Raw genomic sequence first — 16,581 nt, forward strand, 5'->3', positions numbered from 1 at the left:
GGAGGGGGCTGTGCGTCCTGAGGATTTCCCCAATCTTCGCAGGTTCTGCCTCGCGCGGGCGGGGTCAGCGGATAACGTGCGGACGTTGTCTTGCTACCTGTGGGTAGTGCCATTCGAGCTGCTCGGGAGGAGCACTCTTCATGAACCTTCGCCGTATCTCCGTCCGCACCGCGATCGCCGGCGCCTCGACCGCGCTCGTCGCCGGCGCGCTGGTCGGCGCCACCGGTGTCTCCGCCAACGCGGCGGACCCGGTGTCGAACACCTACACCTGCGCCAACCCGCTCGGCGGCACCTTCGACGTGCCTCTCGAGGTCACCTCCAACCCGGGCACGACCTACCCGGCCGGCGTGCTGGTCCCTGCGAAGGCGATCAGCGCCACTGCGGTCGCTCACCTCGACGCGGGCACCACCGCACTGCTCAACGGCTTCAGCGTCACCAAGGCCCGGGCCGACGACTTCGCCTTCAAGATGGGCTCGAAGAGCGCCGGCGTGCCGCTCGCCGGTGACGTCACCCAGGACCCGGACAGCAACCCCGCCACGGCCACGTGGAACGCCACCGGCAAGAGCAAGGCGTTCGTGACCGGCGCGCCCGGCTCGGTCGACGTGATGATGCCGGGGGCCCTGACCTTCACCGCCCAGGACGTGCCCGGCTTCGGTGACGTCCCGCTCGCGTGCGAGCTCAAGGCCGACACGACCGCGTCGAAGGTCGGCACGGTCACCCTGACCCGACAGGGCTCCAAGCTCACCGTCAAGCCGGTGACGGCCAAGGTGGGCAAGCCCTCCAAGATGCCCGTCACCGTGGCCAGCACCGTCAAGGGCGACCTGGTGGCCTCCGGCAAGGTCTCGGCCAAGATCGGCAAGAAGTCGTACTCGGGCACGGTCAAGAACGGCAAGGCCACCATCGCGCTGCCGAAGATGACGAAGGCCGGCAGGTACAACGTGACGGTCAGCTACGTCGCCACTCCGTCGGTCAAGGGCAGCAGCGTCAAGACCACGCTGACGGTCAAGAAGTGACGATCAGCTAGACCCCGCACCACCGCACCACCCGACGCCCGGCCGGTCCCGCACCGGCCGGGCGTCCGTGCGTCCGGACGCGGTCGGATCGGCTCGTCCCCGCGAGGACGCCTCGACGCGGACCTGCGGTTACCGCCGAGTAGAGTCCGGCCCATGAGCTCCGAGTTCCCTCTCTACGGCCTGTCCGAGGAGCACGTGGCGGTGCGTGAGGCCGTGCGTGCGGTGTGTGATGCGAAGGTCGCGCCGTTCGCGGCGGACGTCGACGAGCACGCGCGCTATCCCGAGGAGGCAGCCGCGGCGCTGCTGGCGGCGGACTTCCACGCCCCGCACGTGCCCGAGGAGTACGGCGGTGCGGGGGCCGACGCGCTGGCCACGGTGATCGTGATCGAGGAGGTCGCCCGGGCGTGTGCGTCGTCCTCGCTGATCCCGGCGGTGAACAAGCTGGGGTCGCTGCCGGTGCAGCTGGCCGGGTCGGAGGACCTCAAGAAGCACTACCTCGGGAGGCTCGCGGCCGGTGAGGGTGGGTTCTCCTACTGCCTGTCCGAGCCGGACGCGGGGTCGGACGCGGTCGGGATGAAGACCCGCGCGGTCCGCGACGGCGACACGTGGGTGCTCAACGGGGTGAAGCGGTGGATCACCAACGCGGGGGTGAGCGAGTTCTACACCGTGATGGCGGTGACCGACCCCGACCAGCGGTCCAAGGGGATCAGCGCGTTCGTGGTGGAGAGGTCCGACGAGGGGGTGTCGTTCGGGGCGCCGGAGAAGAAGCTGGGCATCAAGGGCTCCCCGACCCGTGAGGTGTACCTGGACAACGTCCGGATCCCGGCGGACCGGATGATCGGGGCGGAGGGGACCGGGTTCGAGACCGCGATGCGGACCCTGGACCACACGAGGGTCACGATCGCGGCGCAGGCGGTCGGGATCGCCCAGGGCGCGCTGGACTACGCGCTGGACTACGCGCAGGAGCGCCGGCAGTTCGGTAAGCCGATCAGCGACTTCCAGGGGCTGCAGTTCCTGCTGGCCGACATGGGGATGAAGGTCGAGGCGGCCCGGCAGATGACCTATGCCGCGGCCGGGAAGTCCGAGCGCGGCGACGCCGACCTGACGTTCTTCGGCGCGGCCGCGAAGTGCTTCGCCTCGGATGTGGCGATGCAGGTCACCACCGACGCGGTCCAGGTCCTCGGCGGCTACGGCTACACCCGGGACTACCCCGTCGAGCGGATGATGCGCGACGCGAAGATCACCCAGATCTACGAGGGCACCAACCAGGTCCAGCGCATCGTCATCGCCCGCCAGCTCCTCGCCGGCGTGCAGAGCCAGGTCTGAGGCGCCCACCACCCGCGGTGAGGCTCAGGGCCTGAGCGCGTGCTCCTCGGCGTCGAACCACGCCTCGACCGCGGCGTGGAGCTCCGCCCGCTCCTCGGACCCGACGAAGGCGGACTCGACCGAGTTGTCGGCAAGGCGGCGCAGGTCCGTCCTGGTGAGGCCGAGGTCCTCGGTGACGGCGCGGTAGTTGTCGTCGACGTAGCCACCGAAGTAGGCCGGGTCATCGCTGTGGACGCTGACCAGCAGGCCGAGGTCGAGCATCCTGCCGAGCGGGTGGTCCCGCATGTGGTCGACGACCCGGAGCCGCACGTTGGACTGCGGGCACACCGTGAGGGGGACCCGGTCGCGGACCAACCGGGCCACGAGGTGCGGGTCCTCGAGACAGCGCACCCCGTGGTCGATCCGCTCGACGCCGAGCAGGTCGAGCGAGTCGATGATGTTGTCCGGTCCACCCTCCTCGCCGGCATGAGCGACACGGTGCAGGCCGTCGGCGCCGGCCCGCTCGAAGACCTCGGCGAAGTCGCGGTTGGGGAAGCCGACCTCGGACGAGTCCAGCCCGATGCCGAGGAGTGACGCGCGGTGCGGCTCGAGCGCCTCGTAGGCCGCGACGGCCGCCTCCGGGCCGAGATGGCGCAGGAAGCACGCGATCAGGCCGGTGGACACCTCCGGGTGGGCGGCCATCGCCGCGGTGACGCCCTTCATGACCACGGCCAGGTCGATCCCGTTCTCCAGGTGCGTCTGCGGATCGAGGAACAGCTCCGCGCGCCGCACGTTCGCCGCGTGGGCCCGCAGCAGGTACCTCTCGGTCATCGCGTAGAAGTCCTCCGCCGTGCGCATCACGACGAGGTTCGCGTAGTAGATGTCGAGGAAGGACTGGAGGTCCTCGAACTCGTAGCGGGCCGCGAGCTCCTCCACGCTCGCCGCGGGCGTCGGCAGGTCGTTGGCCCGCGCGGCCGCGAAGATGGTCGCCGGCTCCAGGGTGCCCTCGAGATGGACGTGCAGCTCGACGGTGGGTGGTGTGACGGTCGGCGGGCGTCGCGTCGCACGTGGTCCGGCGAGCCGTCCCGCCGCGGCCACCAGGACCGGGTCGAGGGACTGGTCGTGGGCGGCGACGAGGGCCTGGAGCGTACGGCGCATGCGGGGGTCCCAGAAGGACTCGATGTGCCGCGCGACGGCGTCGGCCGCCTCGTCCGCGGGCAGGTGCGCGAACTGGCGGGCGATCTGGTTGCCCATGCGTGCTTCGGCGGGAGCGGTCATGGCGTGCTCACGCGTGGGCTCCAGCGGCGTCGCGGGTCTCGGCGAGGGCCTGCTCACCCCGCGCGTTGGCCACGCCCACCTGCACGGCGGTCACCTTGTACTCGGGACAGTTGGTGGCCCAGTCGGAGTTCTCCGTCGTCACGACGTTGGCACCCGTGACCGGGTGGTGGAACGTCGTGTAGACGACGCCCGGCTGCATGCGGTCGGTCACCTGCGCCCGCAACGTCGTCGAGCCGACCCGGCTGGACAGGTCGACGAGGTCGCCCGTGGAGATGCCGCGCACCTCAGCATCGGCGGGGTGGATCTCCAGGACGTCCGCCGGGTGCCAGGTGTTGTTGGCAGTCCGCCGCGTCTGGGCGCCGACGTTGTACTGGCTGAGGATCCGTCCCGTGGTCAGGATCAGCGGGAACCTCCGGGTCGACCGCTCGGTGGTCGGCACGAACACCGTCCGGACCAGCCTCCCCTTTCCCCGCACGAACTCACCGACGTGCATCACCGGCGTCCCGGTCGAGGTGTCGTCGTAGACCGGCCACTGCATCGAGCCGACCTCGTCGAGCCGCGCGAAGGAGACGCCCGCGAACGTCGGCGTGGTGGCGGCGATCTCGTCCATGATCTCCGACGCGCTGGCGTAGGACATGTCGTAGCCCATCGCCCGGCCGATCGCGCAGGTGACCTCCCACTCGTCCACGCCGGTCAGCGGCGCGAACACGGGCCGGACCCGGTTGAGCCGGCGCTCGGCGTTGGTGAAGGTGCCGTCCTTCTCGAGGAACGACGTGCCCGGGAGGAAGACGTGCGCGAAGCGCGCGGTCTCGTTGAGGAACAGGTCCTGGACGACGACGAGGTCCATCGCCCGCAGCGCCGCCTCGACGTGCCGCGTGTCCGGGTCGGACTGGGCGATGTCCTCGCCCTGGACGTAGAGCCCACGGAACGTTCCGGCGAGCGCGGCGTCGAGCATGTTCGGGATCCGCAGTCCCGGCTCCGGGTCGATGGTGCGACCCCAGAGCCGCTCGTAGACGCCGCGGACCTCGTCGTCGGACACGTGCCGGTAGCCCGGGAGCTCGTGGGGGAAGGACCCCATGTCGCAGGAGCCCTGCACGTTGTTCTGCCCGCGGAGCGGGTTCACCCCGACCCCCTCGCGACCGATGTTGCCGGTGAGCATGGCGAGGTTGGCCATCCCCATCACCATCGTCGAGCCCTGGGAGTGCTCGGTGACGCCGAGCCCGTAGTAGATCGCGGCGTTGCCGCCGCAGGCGTAGAGGCGAGCGGCGGCCCGGACCTCCTGCGGGTCGGCGCCGGTCGCCTCGGTCACCGACTCCGGTGAGTTCACCGGGTCGGTGATGAAGGCGAGGTAGTCGGCGGTGTCCTCGCAGCGCTCCCGCAGGAACTCCTCGTCGTGGAGGCCCTCGGTCACGACGACGTGGGCCATCGCGTTGACGAGCGCCACGTTCGCGCCGGGCAGGACGGGCAGGTGGTACGCCGCCTCGACGTGCGGGCTGCGCACCAGGTCGATCCGGCGCGGGTCGACCACGATCAGCCGGGCGCCCTCGCGCAGCCGCCGCTTCATCCGCGAGGCGAACACGGGGTGCGCGTCGGTCGGGTTGGCTCCGATCAGCAGGATCACGTCCGCCTCGGCGACCGACCGGAAGTCCTGGGTCCCTGCGGAGGTCCCGAAGGTCTGCTTCAGGCCGTAGCCGGTGGGGGAGTGGCACACCCGCGCACACGTGTCGACGTTGTTGTTGCCGAACGCCGCGCGCACCAGCTGCTGGACGACGTAGACCTCCTCGTTGGTGCACCGGCTCGAGGAGATGCCCCCGATGGCCCCGACGCCGTGCTCGGCCTGGAGCGCCTTGAGACCCTCGGCGACCCGGCCGATGGCCTCGTCCCAGGAGACCTGGCGCCACTCGTCGTCGATCGACTCGCGCACCATCGGGTGGAGCCTGCGGTCCCGGTGCGAGGCGTAGCCGAAGGCGAACCTGCCCTTCACGCAGCTGTGTCCCTCGTTGGCACGTCCCGACTTCGACGGCACCATCCGGACCACCCGCGTGTCGGGACCCTCCCCGCTCACCTCGGCACGGAACGAGCAGCCGACGCCGCAGTAGGCGCAGGTGGTCTCCACCGACCGGGTCGGCATGCCCAGCGCGACGAGGGAGTGCTCCTGCAGCGCAGAGGTCGGGCACGCCTGCACGCAGGCGCCGCACGAGACGCACTCCGAGGAGAGGAGGTCGGTGCCGCCCGCGCTGATCCGCGACTCGAAGCCGCGACCCTCGACGGTGAGTGCGAAGGTGCCCTGCGTCTCGGCACAGGCGCGGACGCAGCGGGAGCAGACGATGCACGAGGCGGGGTCGAAGCCGAAGTACGGGTTGCTCAGGTCGACCGGCGCGGGGTGGGCGACCTCGTCGCGGGAGCCCGGTCGCCCGTAGCGGACCTCGGCGGACCCGACGGTGGCCGCCAGCTCCTGGATCTCGCAGCTGCCCCGTGCACAGCCGTCGCAGTCCTCGGGGTGGTCGGAGAGGTAGAGCTCCATCACGTTGCGGCGCAGCTCGCGCACCGTCGCGCTCTGCGTGCTCACGACCATCCCGTCGGTGCACGGGGTCGTGCAGGAGGCCGGCGTGCCGTTCGTCCCGTCGACCTCCACCAGGCACATCCGGCACGAGCCGAAGGCCGCCAGGGAGTCGGTGGCGCACAGCGTCGGGACGGGTACGCCGGCCTCGCGGGCCGCCCGCAGCACGGACGTGCCGGCGGGGACCGCGACCTCCCGACCGTCGACGCTGACGCGGACGAGCGGCGCGTCGGTGACGGCCGGCGTGCCCAGGTCGGGCTCGGGCGCCCAGGTGTCGCTGCTCATCGGCGGGCCTCGAAGTCCTCGGGGAAGTGGCGCAGGGCGCTCCGCACGGGCATCGGCGTCAGCCCGCCCATGGCGCACAGCGACCCCTTGACCATGGTCTCGCAGAGGTCGTCGAGCAGGGCCAGGTCGGCCTCGACGTCGCCCCCGGCGATGATCCGGTCGATGGTCTCGACGCCGCGGACCGACCCGATGCGGCACGGGGTGCACTTGCCGCACGACTCGATCGAGCAGAACTCCATCGCGAACCGGGCCATCCGTGCCATGTCGACGGTGTCGTCGAAGACGACGATGCCGCCGTGGCCGAGCATCGCGCCCGCGTCGGCGAGCGCCTCGTAGTCCATCGGCACGTCGAGACCCGACGCCGCGACGTAGGCGCCGAGCGGCCCACCGACCTGGACGGCGCGCACGGGACGCCCGGTCAGGGTGCCGCCGCCGTACTCCTCGACGAGCTCGCGGAGCGACACCCCAAACGGCAGCTCGACGATGCCGCCCCGGCGGACGTTGCCGGCGAGCTGGAAGACCTGGGTGCCGCGGGACCTGTCGGTGCCCAGCGCCGCGTACGCCGCACCGCCGTCCGCGAGGATTGTCGGCACGGTGGCCAGCGTCAGCACGTTGTTGACCGCGGTCGGCCTGCCCCACAGGCCCCGGACGGCCGGGATCGGCGGGCGCGCCCGGACCTCGCCGCGCCGTCCCTCGAGGCTCTCGAGCATCGAGGACTCCTCGCCGCAGATGTAGGCGCCCGCCCCGACGCGGACGTGCAGGTCGAGGTCCAGCCCGGAGCCGAGCACGTCGCGGCCGAGGTAGCCGTGGGCGTACGCCGCGTCGACCGCTCGCCGCAGGGCGGCGATGGCGTGCGGGTACTCCGAGCGGACGTAGACGTAGCCCTCGCTGGCCCCGACGGCGTGGGCCGCGATGGTCATGCCCTCGATCAGCGTGAACGGGTCGCCCTCGACGAGCATCCGGTCGGCGAACGTGCCGGAGTCGCCCTCGTCGAGGTTGCAGGCGACGAGCTTGAGGTCGGACTCGGTCGCGGCCACCGTCTGCCACTTCCGGCCTGCCGGGAAGCCGGCGCCACCACGGCCGCGCAGCCCGGACGCGGTGACCTCCTGCACCACCGCGGCCGGCGAGAGCGTGAGCGCCCGGCGCAGCCCGGCCCAGCCGCCGCGTGCCTCGTAGTCGGTGATCGAGGCAGGGTCGACCAGGCCCACCCGCGCGAAGGTCACCCGGTGCTGGGACGTCAGCCACGGGTGCTCGTCGACCACGCCGATCCCGGCCGCCTCGCCCGTCAGGACGGCCTCGACGTCGTCGGGCGTGACGTGGGCGTGACCGACGCGCCCGGCCGGCGTCTCGACCTCGACCAGGGGCTCGAGCCAGAGCATGCCCCGCGAGCCCGTGCGGACCACCTGCGCACCGGCCGCCGCGAAGACGGCGGCGACCTCGTCGGCGCCGACCGACACCGCGGCGGCGTCGGCCGGGACGAACACCCGGGCGGTCCCGCCGGTCACGGCCAGCCTCCCGTCAGCTCCTCGAGGCGCTCGGTGGACAGCCGGCCGTGGAGGCGCCCGTCGACGGTGCCGGACGGCCCGAGCGCGCAGTTGCCGAGGCAGAAGACCTCCGCCACCTCGACGCCGTCCCCGAGGGCGCCGGCGCGCGCGGCGTCGTACAGCGCCTCGGCCCCGACCGCCTGGCAGGCCTCGCCCCGGCACAGCGCGACGGTGTGCGCCGCCGGTGGCTCGGTGCGGAAGTCGCGGTAGAAGCTGACCACGCCGTGCACCTCGGCGACCGACAGGTTGAGCGCCGCGGCGATCGTCTCGACGTCCTCGCGGGCGACGTGGCCGAGCTCGGCCATGACGTCGTGGAGGACCGGCAGCAGGGGCCCGCGCTCCGCGAGGTGCGCCGCCGCGATGGCGCTCACGAGCGTCGATCTGGCGGTCGTGGACGCGGTGGACATCGAGCGGCTCCGAAGTGGCGCTGGTCACAGCATCGTAGGGCGCGAGACGACGGCGGGTCCGGCGAACAGGTCAGCCGGGTCAGCCGGAGGGCGGGTCGTCGGCGCTCCGGGGTCAGCGCAGGCCCAGGCGCACGACGAAGTCGTTGACGAACCGTCGGTCCGGGTCGAGGCGCTGGGCCAGGGCGCGGAAGTCGGGGAGCCGTGGGTAGGCGCTCTCGGCCCAGTCCCTGTCGAAGCGGGTGAAGTGCTTCGCCCAGTGGGGGCGCGGCCCGAAGGGCATGAGGACCTGCTCGAGCTCCGCGAGGGCCGGCGCGACGAGCCGTGGGTCGGAGACCCAGGTGGCGTGGACGGCCAGCGTCGCGCGGTCGTGGAAGGGGCTCAGCCACATGTCGTCGGCAGCCACCGTGCGGATCTCCATCACCTGCAGGGCCGGAGCGATCCGCGCGGACCTGGCCGCCACGGCGGACAGCACCTCGGCCGCGCGGTCCAGGGGGACGAAGAGCTCGGACTGGATCTCGTCGCCCGCGCTGGGGGTGAACGACGGCCTGAAGTGGGGCAGGCGCTCGTGCCACGGCCCGGACGTGCCCAGCTGGTCGGTGGCGGCGTCCGCCGGGAACCCGACGATGGGATGCACGGCGGCCTCCGCGCGCCGTCCGCCCCACAGCAGGCCTGGCTCCGACGCGGTCGCACCGCGGTGCTTGAGCCAGACCGAGTCGACCACGGCCGGGTCCCGGAAGGAGAGGAAGAGGCTGACGCTGTGGGCCGCACCCAGGATCTCCGCGACGTGGTCGACCGCGGACGTGATCGGCACGTCGAGTACCACCTCCTGCCGCACGGGGTAGGTGGGCTCGAGCCGCAGGGCCAGCCGGGTGGCGACCCCGAGCGATCCCAGCGCGAGCACCATGCCCGGGAAGTCCGGGTCACCCGGCCGACCGGTGACCAGCTCCCCGGTCCCCGTCACCAGCTCGACCCCCACCACGCCCGAGGCCAGGCAGCCGTTGCGGACTCCCGATCCGTGGGTGCCGGTCGCGCACGCGCCGCCGACGGAGATGTGCGGGAGCGAGCCCATGTTGTGCAACGCCCACCCCGCCCGGTCGAGGACCGGCGCGACCTGGGCGTAGGTGGATGCGGCGGGGACCCACGCGACGCCTGTCGTCGCGTCGACCTCGACGGCGAGGTCCAGGGCTGCCGTGCTGACGAGGACGCCGCTGGTGTCGACGACGTCGGAGAAGGAGTGCCGGGTGCCCGTCGCCCGCACCTGCGGGCTGCTGGCGACCAGCTCCTGCAGCTCATCGACGGTGTGGGGTGACCTGAGGTCGTCGGAGGAGTAGACGACGTTGCCGGCCCAGTTGCGCATCCTCGGGAATGTACGCCGCCGCCGCCGACGTCCGGTCGGACGGGGTCGTCGGTGTCACTGCGCCGGTCGCGCGAAACGGGCACGCGGCGGTGGCGGCATGGCTACCGTCGAAGGGTGACCGTCGAGCTGTTGATCGACGGGGCCGAGCTGGTGGCAACACTCGACGCCGACGACCGTGAGATCCCCGGAGGGTGGGTCGCCGTCGAGGGCGGCCTGGTGGCGGCGGTCGGGGGACCGGGCGACGAGCGACCGCCTGCGGCGCGGGTGCTGCGGGCCGACGACTGCCTGGTCACGCCGGGCCTGGTCAACACCCACCACCACATCTACCAGAACCTCACGCGCGCCTACCGCCCTGCGCTCAACGCCTCGCTGTTCACCTGGCTCACGACGCTCTACCCCCTGTGGGCCGGCCTGGACGAGGAGGCGGCGTACCTCTCGGCCTGGGTGGGGTTGGCCGAGCTCGCCCTCGGCGGGTGCACGACGACGACGGACCACCTCTACGTCCATCCGCGTCACGGCGGCGACCTCGTCTCCGCCGAGATCACCGCCGCGCAGGAGCTCGGGGTGCGCTTCCACCCCACGCGCGGCTCGATGAGCCTGGGAGAGGCAGACGGTGGCCTGCCGCCGGACTCGGTCGTCCAGGACGACGACGAGATCCTCGCCGACAGCGAGCGGCTCGTCGACCTGCACCACGACCGGTCGTGGGGGGCGATGGTGCGCATCGCGCTGGCCCCCTGCTCGCCGTTCTCGGTCTCCACCGACCTGATGCGGCGCACGGCGGAGCTGGCCGAACGCCTCGACGTCCGGCTGCACACGCACCTGGCCGAGGACCCCGACGAGGACCGTTTCGCGGCGAAGGCGTTCGGCAAGCGCACCATCGACCACTTCGAGGACGTGGGCTGGCTCACCGACCGCAGCTGGGTGGCGCACTGCATCTACCCGAACGAGGACGAGGTGCGTCGGCTCGGCGCGGCCGGCGTCGGCGTCGCGCACTGCCCCTCGTCGAACATGCTGATCGGTGGCGGCGGGATGGCGCCGGTCGCCGAGCTCCGCGCCGCGGGTGTGCCGGTCGGGCTCGGGTGCGACGGCTCGGCGTCGACCGACCACGCCTCCCTCTGGCTGGAGGCCAGGACGGCGCTGCTGCTGGGCCACCAGCGCAGGGGGCCGGCCGGGATGACCGCTCGGGACGTGCTCGACGTCGCCACCCGCGGCTCCGCCGCGTGCCTGGGACGCGCCGGTGAGCTCGGCACGCTCGCCCCGGGTGCTGTGGGAGACCTCGTCTGCTGGCCGTTGACCGGGATCCCGTTCGCCGGGGCGCTGACAGATCCCGTCGAGGCCTGGCTGCGGTGCGGCCCCGTCGCAGCCCGCCACACGGTGGTCGCGGGCCGGGCGGTCGTGGTCGACGGCGCGCTCGTGCACCCGGGCCTGGAGGAGATGCTGCGCCGTCACCGCACGGCAGCCGGTCGCCTGCAGCGGCTGGCCGGACGAGACTGATCGGAGGACCCATGACGTCACTCGGAGTCGGGACCGAGCTGGTCGACCGCGTCGTGCGCGACCGGGCCGTCGAGCACTTCCGGGCCGCCGGCATCGTGCTGCCCACCCTGGCGGAGCTCGCCGACCCGGCGCGGATCCCGGCACCGGTCACCGATGCCCTCGCGCATGTCGGCCCCGACGACGTCGACCCGCTCAACCTCTTCCGCATCCACTGGTACAACGACGCCGCCCGCACCGGCCGGCAGGCGGTGCCGGCGCACGTCGTGCTGCCCCGGGAGCTCACCGGCGTCGACGCCCGCATCGCGGTCGTCCTCGGTGACCGGTTCCCGATGATCCGGGCCCACAAGGTGCTCGCCGCGTATGCCTGCCTGGTCCCCCGGATCGTCACCGGTGCGTTCGACCCCGGGGAGCAGCGCGCGGTGTGGCCGTCGACCGGCAACTACTGCCGTGGCGGGGTGGCGATCTCCCGGATCCTCGGCTGCCGCGGTGTGGCCGTGCTCCCCGAGGGCATGAGCCAGGAGCGGTTTGCGTGGCTCCGCCGCTGGGTGACCGCGCCGGAGGACGTCGTCACGACACCGGGGACCGAGAGCAACGTGCGGGAGATCTACGAGGCCTGCGACGAGCTCGGGGCCGACCCCAGGAACGTGGTCATCAACCAGTTCTCGGAGTTCGGCAACCACCTCGTGCACCGGCTCTGCACCGGCGCGGCCCTGGCCGCCGTCTTCGAGCACCTGCGCGCCACCGACGAGCACCTGCGCCTGCGCGCGTTCGTCTCGGCGTCCGGCTCGGCCGGGACGCTCGGCGCCGGCGACCACCTCAAGGAGGAGTACGGCGCCGCCGTGGTCGCCGTCGAGGCGCTGGAGTGCCCGACGATGCTGCGCAACGGCTTCGGCTCGCACAACATCCAGGGCATCGGCGACAAGCACATCCCGCTGATCCACCACGTCCACAACACCGACGTGGTCGTCGACGTCACCGACCGCGCCACCGACCAGCTCTCGGTCATGTTCAGCGATCCCGCCGGCCTGGCCCACCTCGCCGGGCGGCGGGGCGTGCCGGACGATGTCCTCGCCGCCCTGCCGTCGTTCGGACTGTCGAGCATCTGCAACGTGGTCGCCGCGGTGAAGCTCGCCAAGCATCTCGACCTCGGTCCCGAGGACGTCGTCGTCACGGTGGCCACCGACGGTGCGCCGATGTACGCCAGCGAGCGGGAGCGGATCCGCGCCCGCGACTTCGCCGACGGCTTCGACGAGGTCGCGGCGGCCGAGGTCCTCGGCCGGTGGATGCTCGGGGCGGACACCAGTGACCTGCTCGAGACGACCTCGCGCGACCGCGACCGCATCTTCGACCTGGGCTACTACACCTGGGTCGAGCAGCGCGGCACCTCGATCGAGGACTTCGTCGCCCGGCGCGACCCGGGCTTCTGGACCGACCTGCGCTCCCGGCTCGCGTCGTGGGACGAGCTGATCGCCGACTTCAACGCCCGCACCGGCGTCCTGGTGCCCGGCGCCCGGGCCGGGTGAGGGCGTCGTGGGTCCGCGAGCGAGCGGGCTGACCTGCTGGGCGTGTGGCGCCGAGCCGGATCCCCGGGACCCCTATCCGTTCCGTTGTCCGGACGCGGGTAGGGGCGATGTGGACCACCTGCTCGTCCGGGTCCTCGACCTCGACCGCGTGGAGTTCCCGGACGGCCGGCCCGGTGGCGGGACGCCGTTCCTGCACTACCGCGGGCTGCTGCACAGCCACCGCCGCGCGACCGCCGGCGGCCTGGGCGACGACCAGGTGGCCGAGATCGTCACCCGTCTGGACGACCGGGTGGCGGCGGTGGCCGGCCGCGGCTTCCGGGCCACGCCCTTCGGCCGCGACGACCTGCTCTCCGAACGGCTGGGCTTCGGCGTCGGCGGGGGAGTCTGGGTCAAGGACGAGACCGGCAACGTCTCGGGGTCGCACAAGGGCCGGCACCTGATGGGCGTGCTGCTGCACCTGGAGGTGTCGGAGCGGCTCGGCCTCGCCGACCCCGCCGTGCGACCCGACCTCGCGATCGCCAGCTGCGGCAACGCGGCGCTCGCGGCGGCGGTCGTCGCCCGCGCCGCCGACCGGCGGCTGCGGGTCTTCGTGCCCGTCGACGCGGACCCGGTGGTGGTCGCGGACCTCCATGCGCTGGGCGCAGACGTGGTGACCTGCCCACGGGAGCCGGGAGCGAGCGGCGACCCGGCGTACGCGCACCTGCGTGCCGCGGTGGCGGACGGGGCCGTCCCCTTCACCTGCCAGGGCAACGAGAACGGCCTGGTCATCGAGGGCGGCCAGACCCTGGCCTACGAGATGGCGTCCGTGCTGAGCGCCGAGGGCACCGACCTCGACCACCTCGTCGTGCAGGTCGGTGGTGGTGCGCTGGCCAGCGCCTGCATCGCGGGCCTCGACGAGTCGGTGCGGCTGCGGGTCCTCCACCACCGACCCCGGGTCCACACCGTCCAGACGACCGGTGGACACCCCCTCGAGCGCGCCTACGCGCGGGTCCGGGACGGCCTGCCCGCGGATCCCACGGCGAGCCAGGTCGAGGCGGCGCTGCACCAGGCCGCCTCGCACCGCTCGCGGTTCATGTGGCCCTGGGAGAGTGAGCCCCACAGCATCGCCACCGGCATCCTGGACGACGAGACCTACGACTGGCGGGCGGTCGTCGCCGGGATGCTGGCCACCGGAGGGCGGCCACTGGTGGTGACCGAGCAGCGGCTGGCGCGCGCGCACGAGCTCGGGCACGAGGCCGGGTACGCCGTCGACCCCACCGGGTCCGCCGGTCTGGCCGGGCTGCTCGACCTCGTGGCCACCGGGGAGGTGGGCCCAGGCGACCGGGTCGGCGTCCTCTTCACCGGTGTCGATCGGTAGGGGTCGTGCGGGTCCATCGGCCCTACCGGCGTCGTCGACCCTCGGGCGACCGTGGAGGGTCGAGTCATGGCGACAGGAGCCGGCGACGATGCAGGCCGACCAGCCGGAGGGTGCCCTCACGCTGGCGTTGTGCGGGGCGACGGTGGTCGTCGCCCTCGACCCACCGGTGGTCGTCTCCGCCGACGTGGTGCTGTCGGGGGACCGGGTGGTGTCCCTGGGCGTCGCGCCACCCGGCGTGCCGCGCCGCGACTGCTCGGACACGGTCGTCGTGCCCGGCAACGTGTGCGCCCACCACCACCTCTACTCCGCGCTCAGCCGGGGGATGCCCTACCGGCTCGCGCCGCCGACCAGCTTCGTGCAGATCCTCCAGCGGGTCTGGTGGCGTCTCGACCGGGCGCTCGACGACCGGGCGATCCGTGCCGCTGCCCTGCGCGGAGGACTGGACGCGCTGCGCGCCGGGACGACGACGATCGTCGACCACCACTCCTCGCCGAACGCCATCGACGGCTCCCTCGACATCATCGCCGAGACGCTCGCGGAGCTCGGCGTGCGCAGCGTGCTCTGCTACGAGGTCACCGACCGCGACGGTCCCGGGCGGGCCGCCGCCGGCGTCGCCGAGAACCGCCGGTTCCTCGCCCGGTCGTCGACCGCGCGCGGCCTGGCGCGGGGGATGGTCGGAGCGCACGCGTCCTTCACGATGTCCGACGCCACCCTGGCCGAGGTCGTCGAGGCCGCGCGGGGCGGCGGGGTCGGCGTGCACATCCACGTGGCGGAGGACCGGGCCGACCAGGCCGACGCCCACGCCCGCCACGGGATCGGGGTCGTGGAGCGGCTCGACGGCGCCGGCGTCCTGACCGGTGACGCCCTGCTGGCGCACTGCGTGCACCTGGCCCCGGCCGAGGTCCACGCCGTCGTCGACACCGGTGCGACCGTCGTCTGCAACGCCCGCAGCAACATGAACAACGCGGTCGGCCACTCGCCGTTCAACCACGTCCGCCCGGGCGCCGACATCGGTGTCGCGCTGGGCACCGACGGCATCGGTGGGGACATGGTCACCGAGTCGCAGGTCGCCTACCTGCGTGCCAGGGCGGCCGATGCGGCCACCGGCGGCGGCTGGCCGCTCGAGCGGCTCACCGACGGAGCCCGCTTCGCCGGCCGGGTCCACGGCGAGCCGTTGCTCGGCACCCTGCGACCGGGCGCGCCCGCCGACCTCGTCGTCCTCGACTACCCGACGCCGACGCCGCTCACCGCGGACAACCTGGCCGGCCATTGGACCTTCGGGCTCTCGCCGGCCCACGTGCGGGACGTGGTCGTCGCCGGGGAGCTGGTGGTGGCTGACCGCCGGTCCACCCGCGTCGACGAGATCGAGGTGGCCGCCGACGGCGCTCGCGAGGCCGAGCGGCTGTGGGTCCGGACGGACGCGATCGCCCCGCACGACTTCGAACCCGGTGGGAGCAGACGATGAGAGTCGCGATGTACCTGCAGGACCTCCACCCTCTGCGCGAGGGCATGGAGCACGTGCGGTACGCCGAGGAGCGTGGCTTCGAGGCGGTCTGGCAGGCCGAGAGCCGGCTCGTCCGCGAGGCCACGGTCCCCATGGCGGCGTACGCGGCGGTGACCAGCCGGATCAAGGTCGGGTCGGGCATCGTGCCGATCTGGACCCGCAACGTGGGGCTGCTGGCTGCCACCTTCTCGACGCTCGACGACCTCGCCCCCGGCCGGGTGGTGCTCGGCCTCGGTGCGTGGTGGGAGCCGCTGGCCACCAAGGTCGGCGTCGACCGCCGCAAGCCGTTGCGGGCGATGCGGGAGACCGTCGAGGCCACGCGCCGGCTGCTGGCGATGGAACGGGTCACCTACCACGGGGAGTTCGTGCACCTCGACGACGTCGAGATCGACGTCGTCCACGGCGACCGCTCGCCCAAGCACGTGCCGATCTACATCGGAGCCACCGGCATGCAGATGATGGAGCTCGCCGGCGCGATCGCCGACGGCGTGCTGCTCAACTACATGGTCGCGCCGGCGTACAACGCCCAGGCGATGGCGGCGCTCGCCGCCGGCGCCGAGAAGGTGGGCCGCTCGGTCGACGACCTGGACCGGCCGCAGCTCGTGGTCTGCTCGGTCGACCGGGACCGTGACCTCGCCCTGGACCGGTCCCGCGAGCTGCTGACCCAGTACCTCGGTCAGCAGCCGCACATCATGAAGGCCAGCGGCGTGGACCCCGCGCTGATCGAGGAGATCGGCAAGGTCCTCACCTGGCCGGCCGGGCGCGAGGAGATCCGGCGCGCCATGACGCTGGTCCCCGACGACGTGGTGCAGCAGATCACGGCCTCCGGCAGTCCGGAGGAGTGCCGCGCCAAGGTCGCCGAGTACGTCGAGGCCGGCGCGACCTGCCCGGTGCTCTACCCCCTCGGCGACGACGTCCGACTGATGATCGACACCTTCGGTGTCTGAGAAGGAG

At 72.8% G+C, this 16,581-nt stretch carries 12 protein-coding genes; 7 read left to right on the top strand and 5 right to left on the bottom strand.

The window, feature by feature from the left end:
• Window positions 1-140: 140 nt before the first annotated feature.
• Window positions 141-1,013: a DUF6801 domain-containing protein gene (locus ACILRH_RS12475; protein WP_395693728.1), complete on the top strand. Its 873-nt coding sequence runs from the start codon at window positions 141-143 to the stop codon at window positions 1,011-1,013.
• 153 nt (window positions 1,014-1,166) lie between these two features.
• Window positions 1,167-2,339, top strand: a complete 1,173-nt coding sequence (locus tag ACILRH_RS12480; protein ID WP_395693730.1) for an acyl-CoA dehydrogenase family protein — start codon at window positions 1,167-1,169, stop codon at window positions 2,337-2,339.
• A gap of 24 nt (window positions 2,340-2,363) precedes the next feature.
• Here the strand turns inward: ACILRH_RS12480 and ACILRH_RS12485 are convergent, their stop codons facing one another.
• The 5 genes from ACILRH_RS12485 to ACILRH_RS12505 form a co-directional block, all read right to left on the bottom strand.
• Window positions 2,364-3,596, bottom strand: a complete 1,233-nt coding sequence (locus ACILRH_RS12485; RefSeq protein WP_395693731.1) for an adenosine deaminase — start codon at window positions 3,594-3,596, stop codon at window positions 2,364-2,366.
• 7 nt (window positions 3,597-3,603) lie between these two features.
• Window positions 3,604-6,441, bottom strand: a complete 2,838-nt coding sequence (gene fdhF, locus ACILRH_RS12490; protein WP_395693733.1) for a formate dehydrogenase subunit alpha — start codon at window positions 6,439-6,441, stop codon at window positions 3,604-3,606.
• Window positions 6,438-7,946, bottom strand: a complete 1,509-nt coding sequence (locus ACILRH_RS12495) for an NADH-ubiquinone oxidoreductase-F iron-sulfur binding region domain-containing protein (protein WP_395693735.1) — start codon at window positions 7,944-7,946, stop codon at window positions 6,438-6,440. Before ACILRH_RS12495 ends, fdhF begins: the two co-directional genes overlap by 4 nt.
• Complete coding sequence (locus ACILRH_RS12500; protein ID WP_395693737.1) at window positions 7,943-8,392, bottom strand: NAD(P)H-dependent oxidoreductase subunit E; 450 nt, start codon at window positions 8,390-8,392, stop codon at window positions 7,943-7,945. The genes ACILRH_RS12495 and ACILRH_RS12500 overlap by 4 nt, the downstream gene beginning before the upstream one ends.
• A gap of 112 nt (window positions 8,393-8,504) precedes the next feature.
• The gene (locus ACILRH_RS12505) at window positions 8,505-9,749 is read right to left on the bottom strand and encodes a D-arabinono-1,4-lactone oxidase (protein WP_395693739.1); all 1,245 of its coding nucleotides are present in this window, start codon (window positions 9,747-9,749) and stop codon (window positions 8,505-8,507) included.
• 114 nt (window positions 9,750-9,863) lie between these two features.
• On the opposite strand from ACILRH_RS12505, the gene ACILRH_RS12510 reads away from it, so the two are divergent.
• From ACILRH_RS12510 to ACILRH_RS12530, 5 genes are all read left to right on the top strand, one after another.
• Window positions 9,864-11,243: an 8-oxoguanine deaminase gene (locus ACILRH_RS12510; protein WP_395693741.1), complete on the top strand. Its 1,380-nt coding sequence runs from the start codon at window positions 9,864-9,866 to the stop codon at window positions 11,241-11,243.
• A gap of 11 nt (window positions 11,244-11,254) precedes the next feature.
• Window positions 11,255-12,766 carry a pyridoxal-phosphate dependent enzyme gene (locus ACILRH_RS12515; RefSeq protein ID WP_395693742.1) on the top strand — a complete coding sequence of 504 codons (1,512 nt, stop codon included), beginning with the start codon at window positions 11,255-11,257 and terminating at the stop codon, window positions 12,764-12,766.
• 109 nt (window positions 12,767-12,875) lie between these two features.
• Complete coding sequence (locus ACILRH_RS12520) at window positions 12,876-14,123, top strand: PLP-dependent lyase/thiolase (RefSeq protein ID WP_395693744.1); 1,248 nt, start codon at window positions 12,876-12,878, stop codon at window positions 14,121-14,123.
• Window positions 14,124-14,211: 88 nt separating this feature from the next.
• On the top strand, window positions 14,212-15,588 hold the full coding sequence (locus tag ACILRH_RS12525; protein WP_395693746.1) for an amidohydrolase family protein: 1,377 nt from the start codon (window positions 14,212-14,214) through the stop codon (window positions 15,586-15,588).
• Window positions 15,585-16,574 carry an LLM class flavin-dependent oxidoreductase gene (locus ACILRH_RS12530; RefSeq protein ID WP_395693748.1) on the top strand — a complete coding sequence of 330 codons (990 nt, stop codon included), beginning with the start codon at window positions 15,585-15,587 and terminating at the stop codon, window positions 16,572-16,574. The genes ACILRH_RS12525 and ACILRH_RS12530 overlap by 4 nt, the downstream gene beginning before the upstream one ends.
• Window positions 16,575-16,581 lie beyond the last annotated feature (7 nt).

This window comes from Nocardioides sp., from assembly GCF_044226765.1.
GTDB lineage: Bacteria > Actinomycetota > Actinomycetes > Propionibacteriales > Nocardioidaceae > Nocardioides.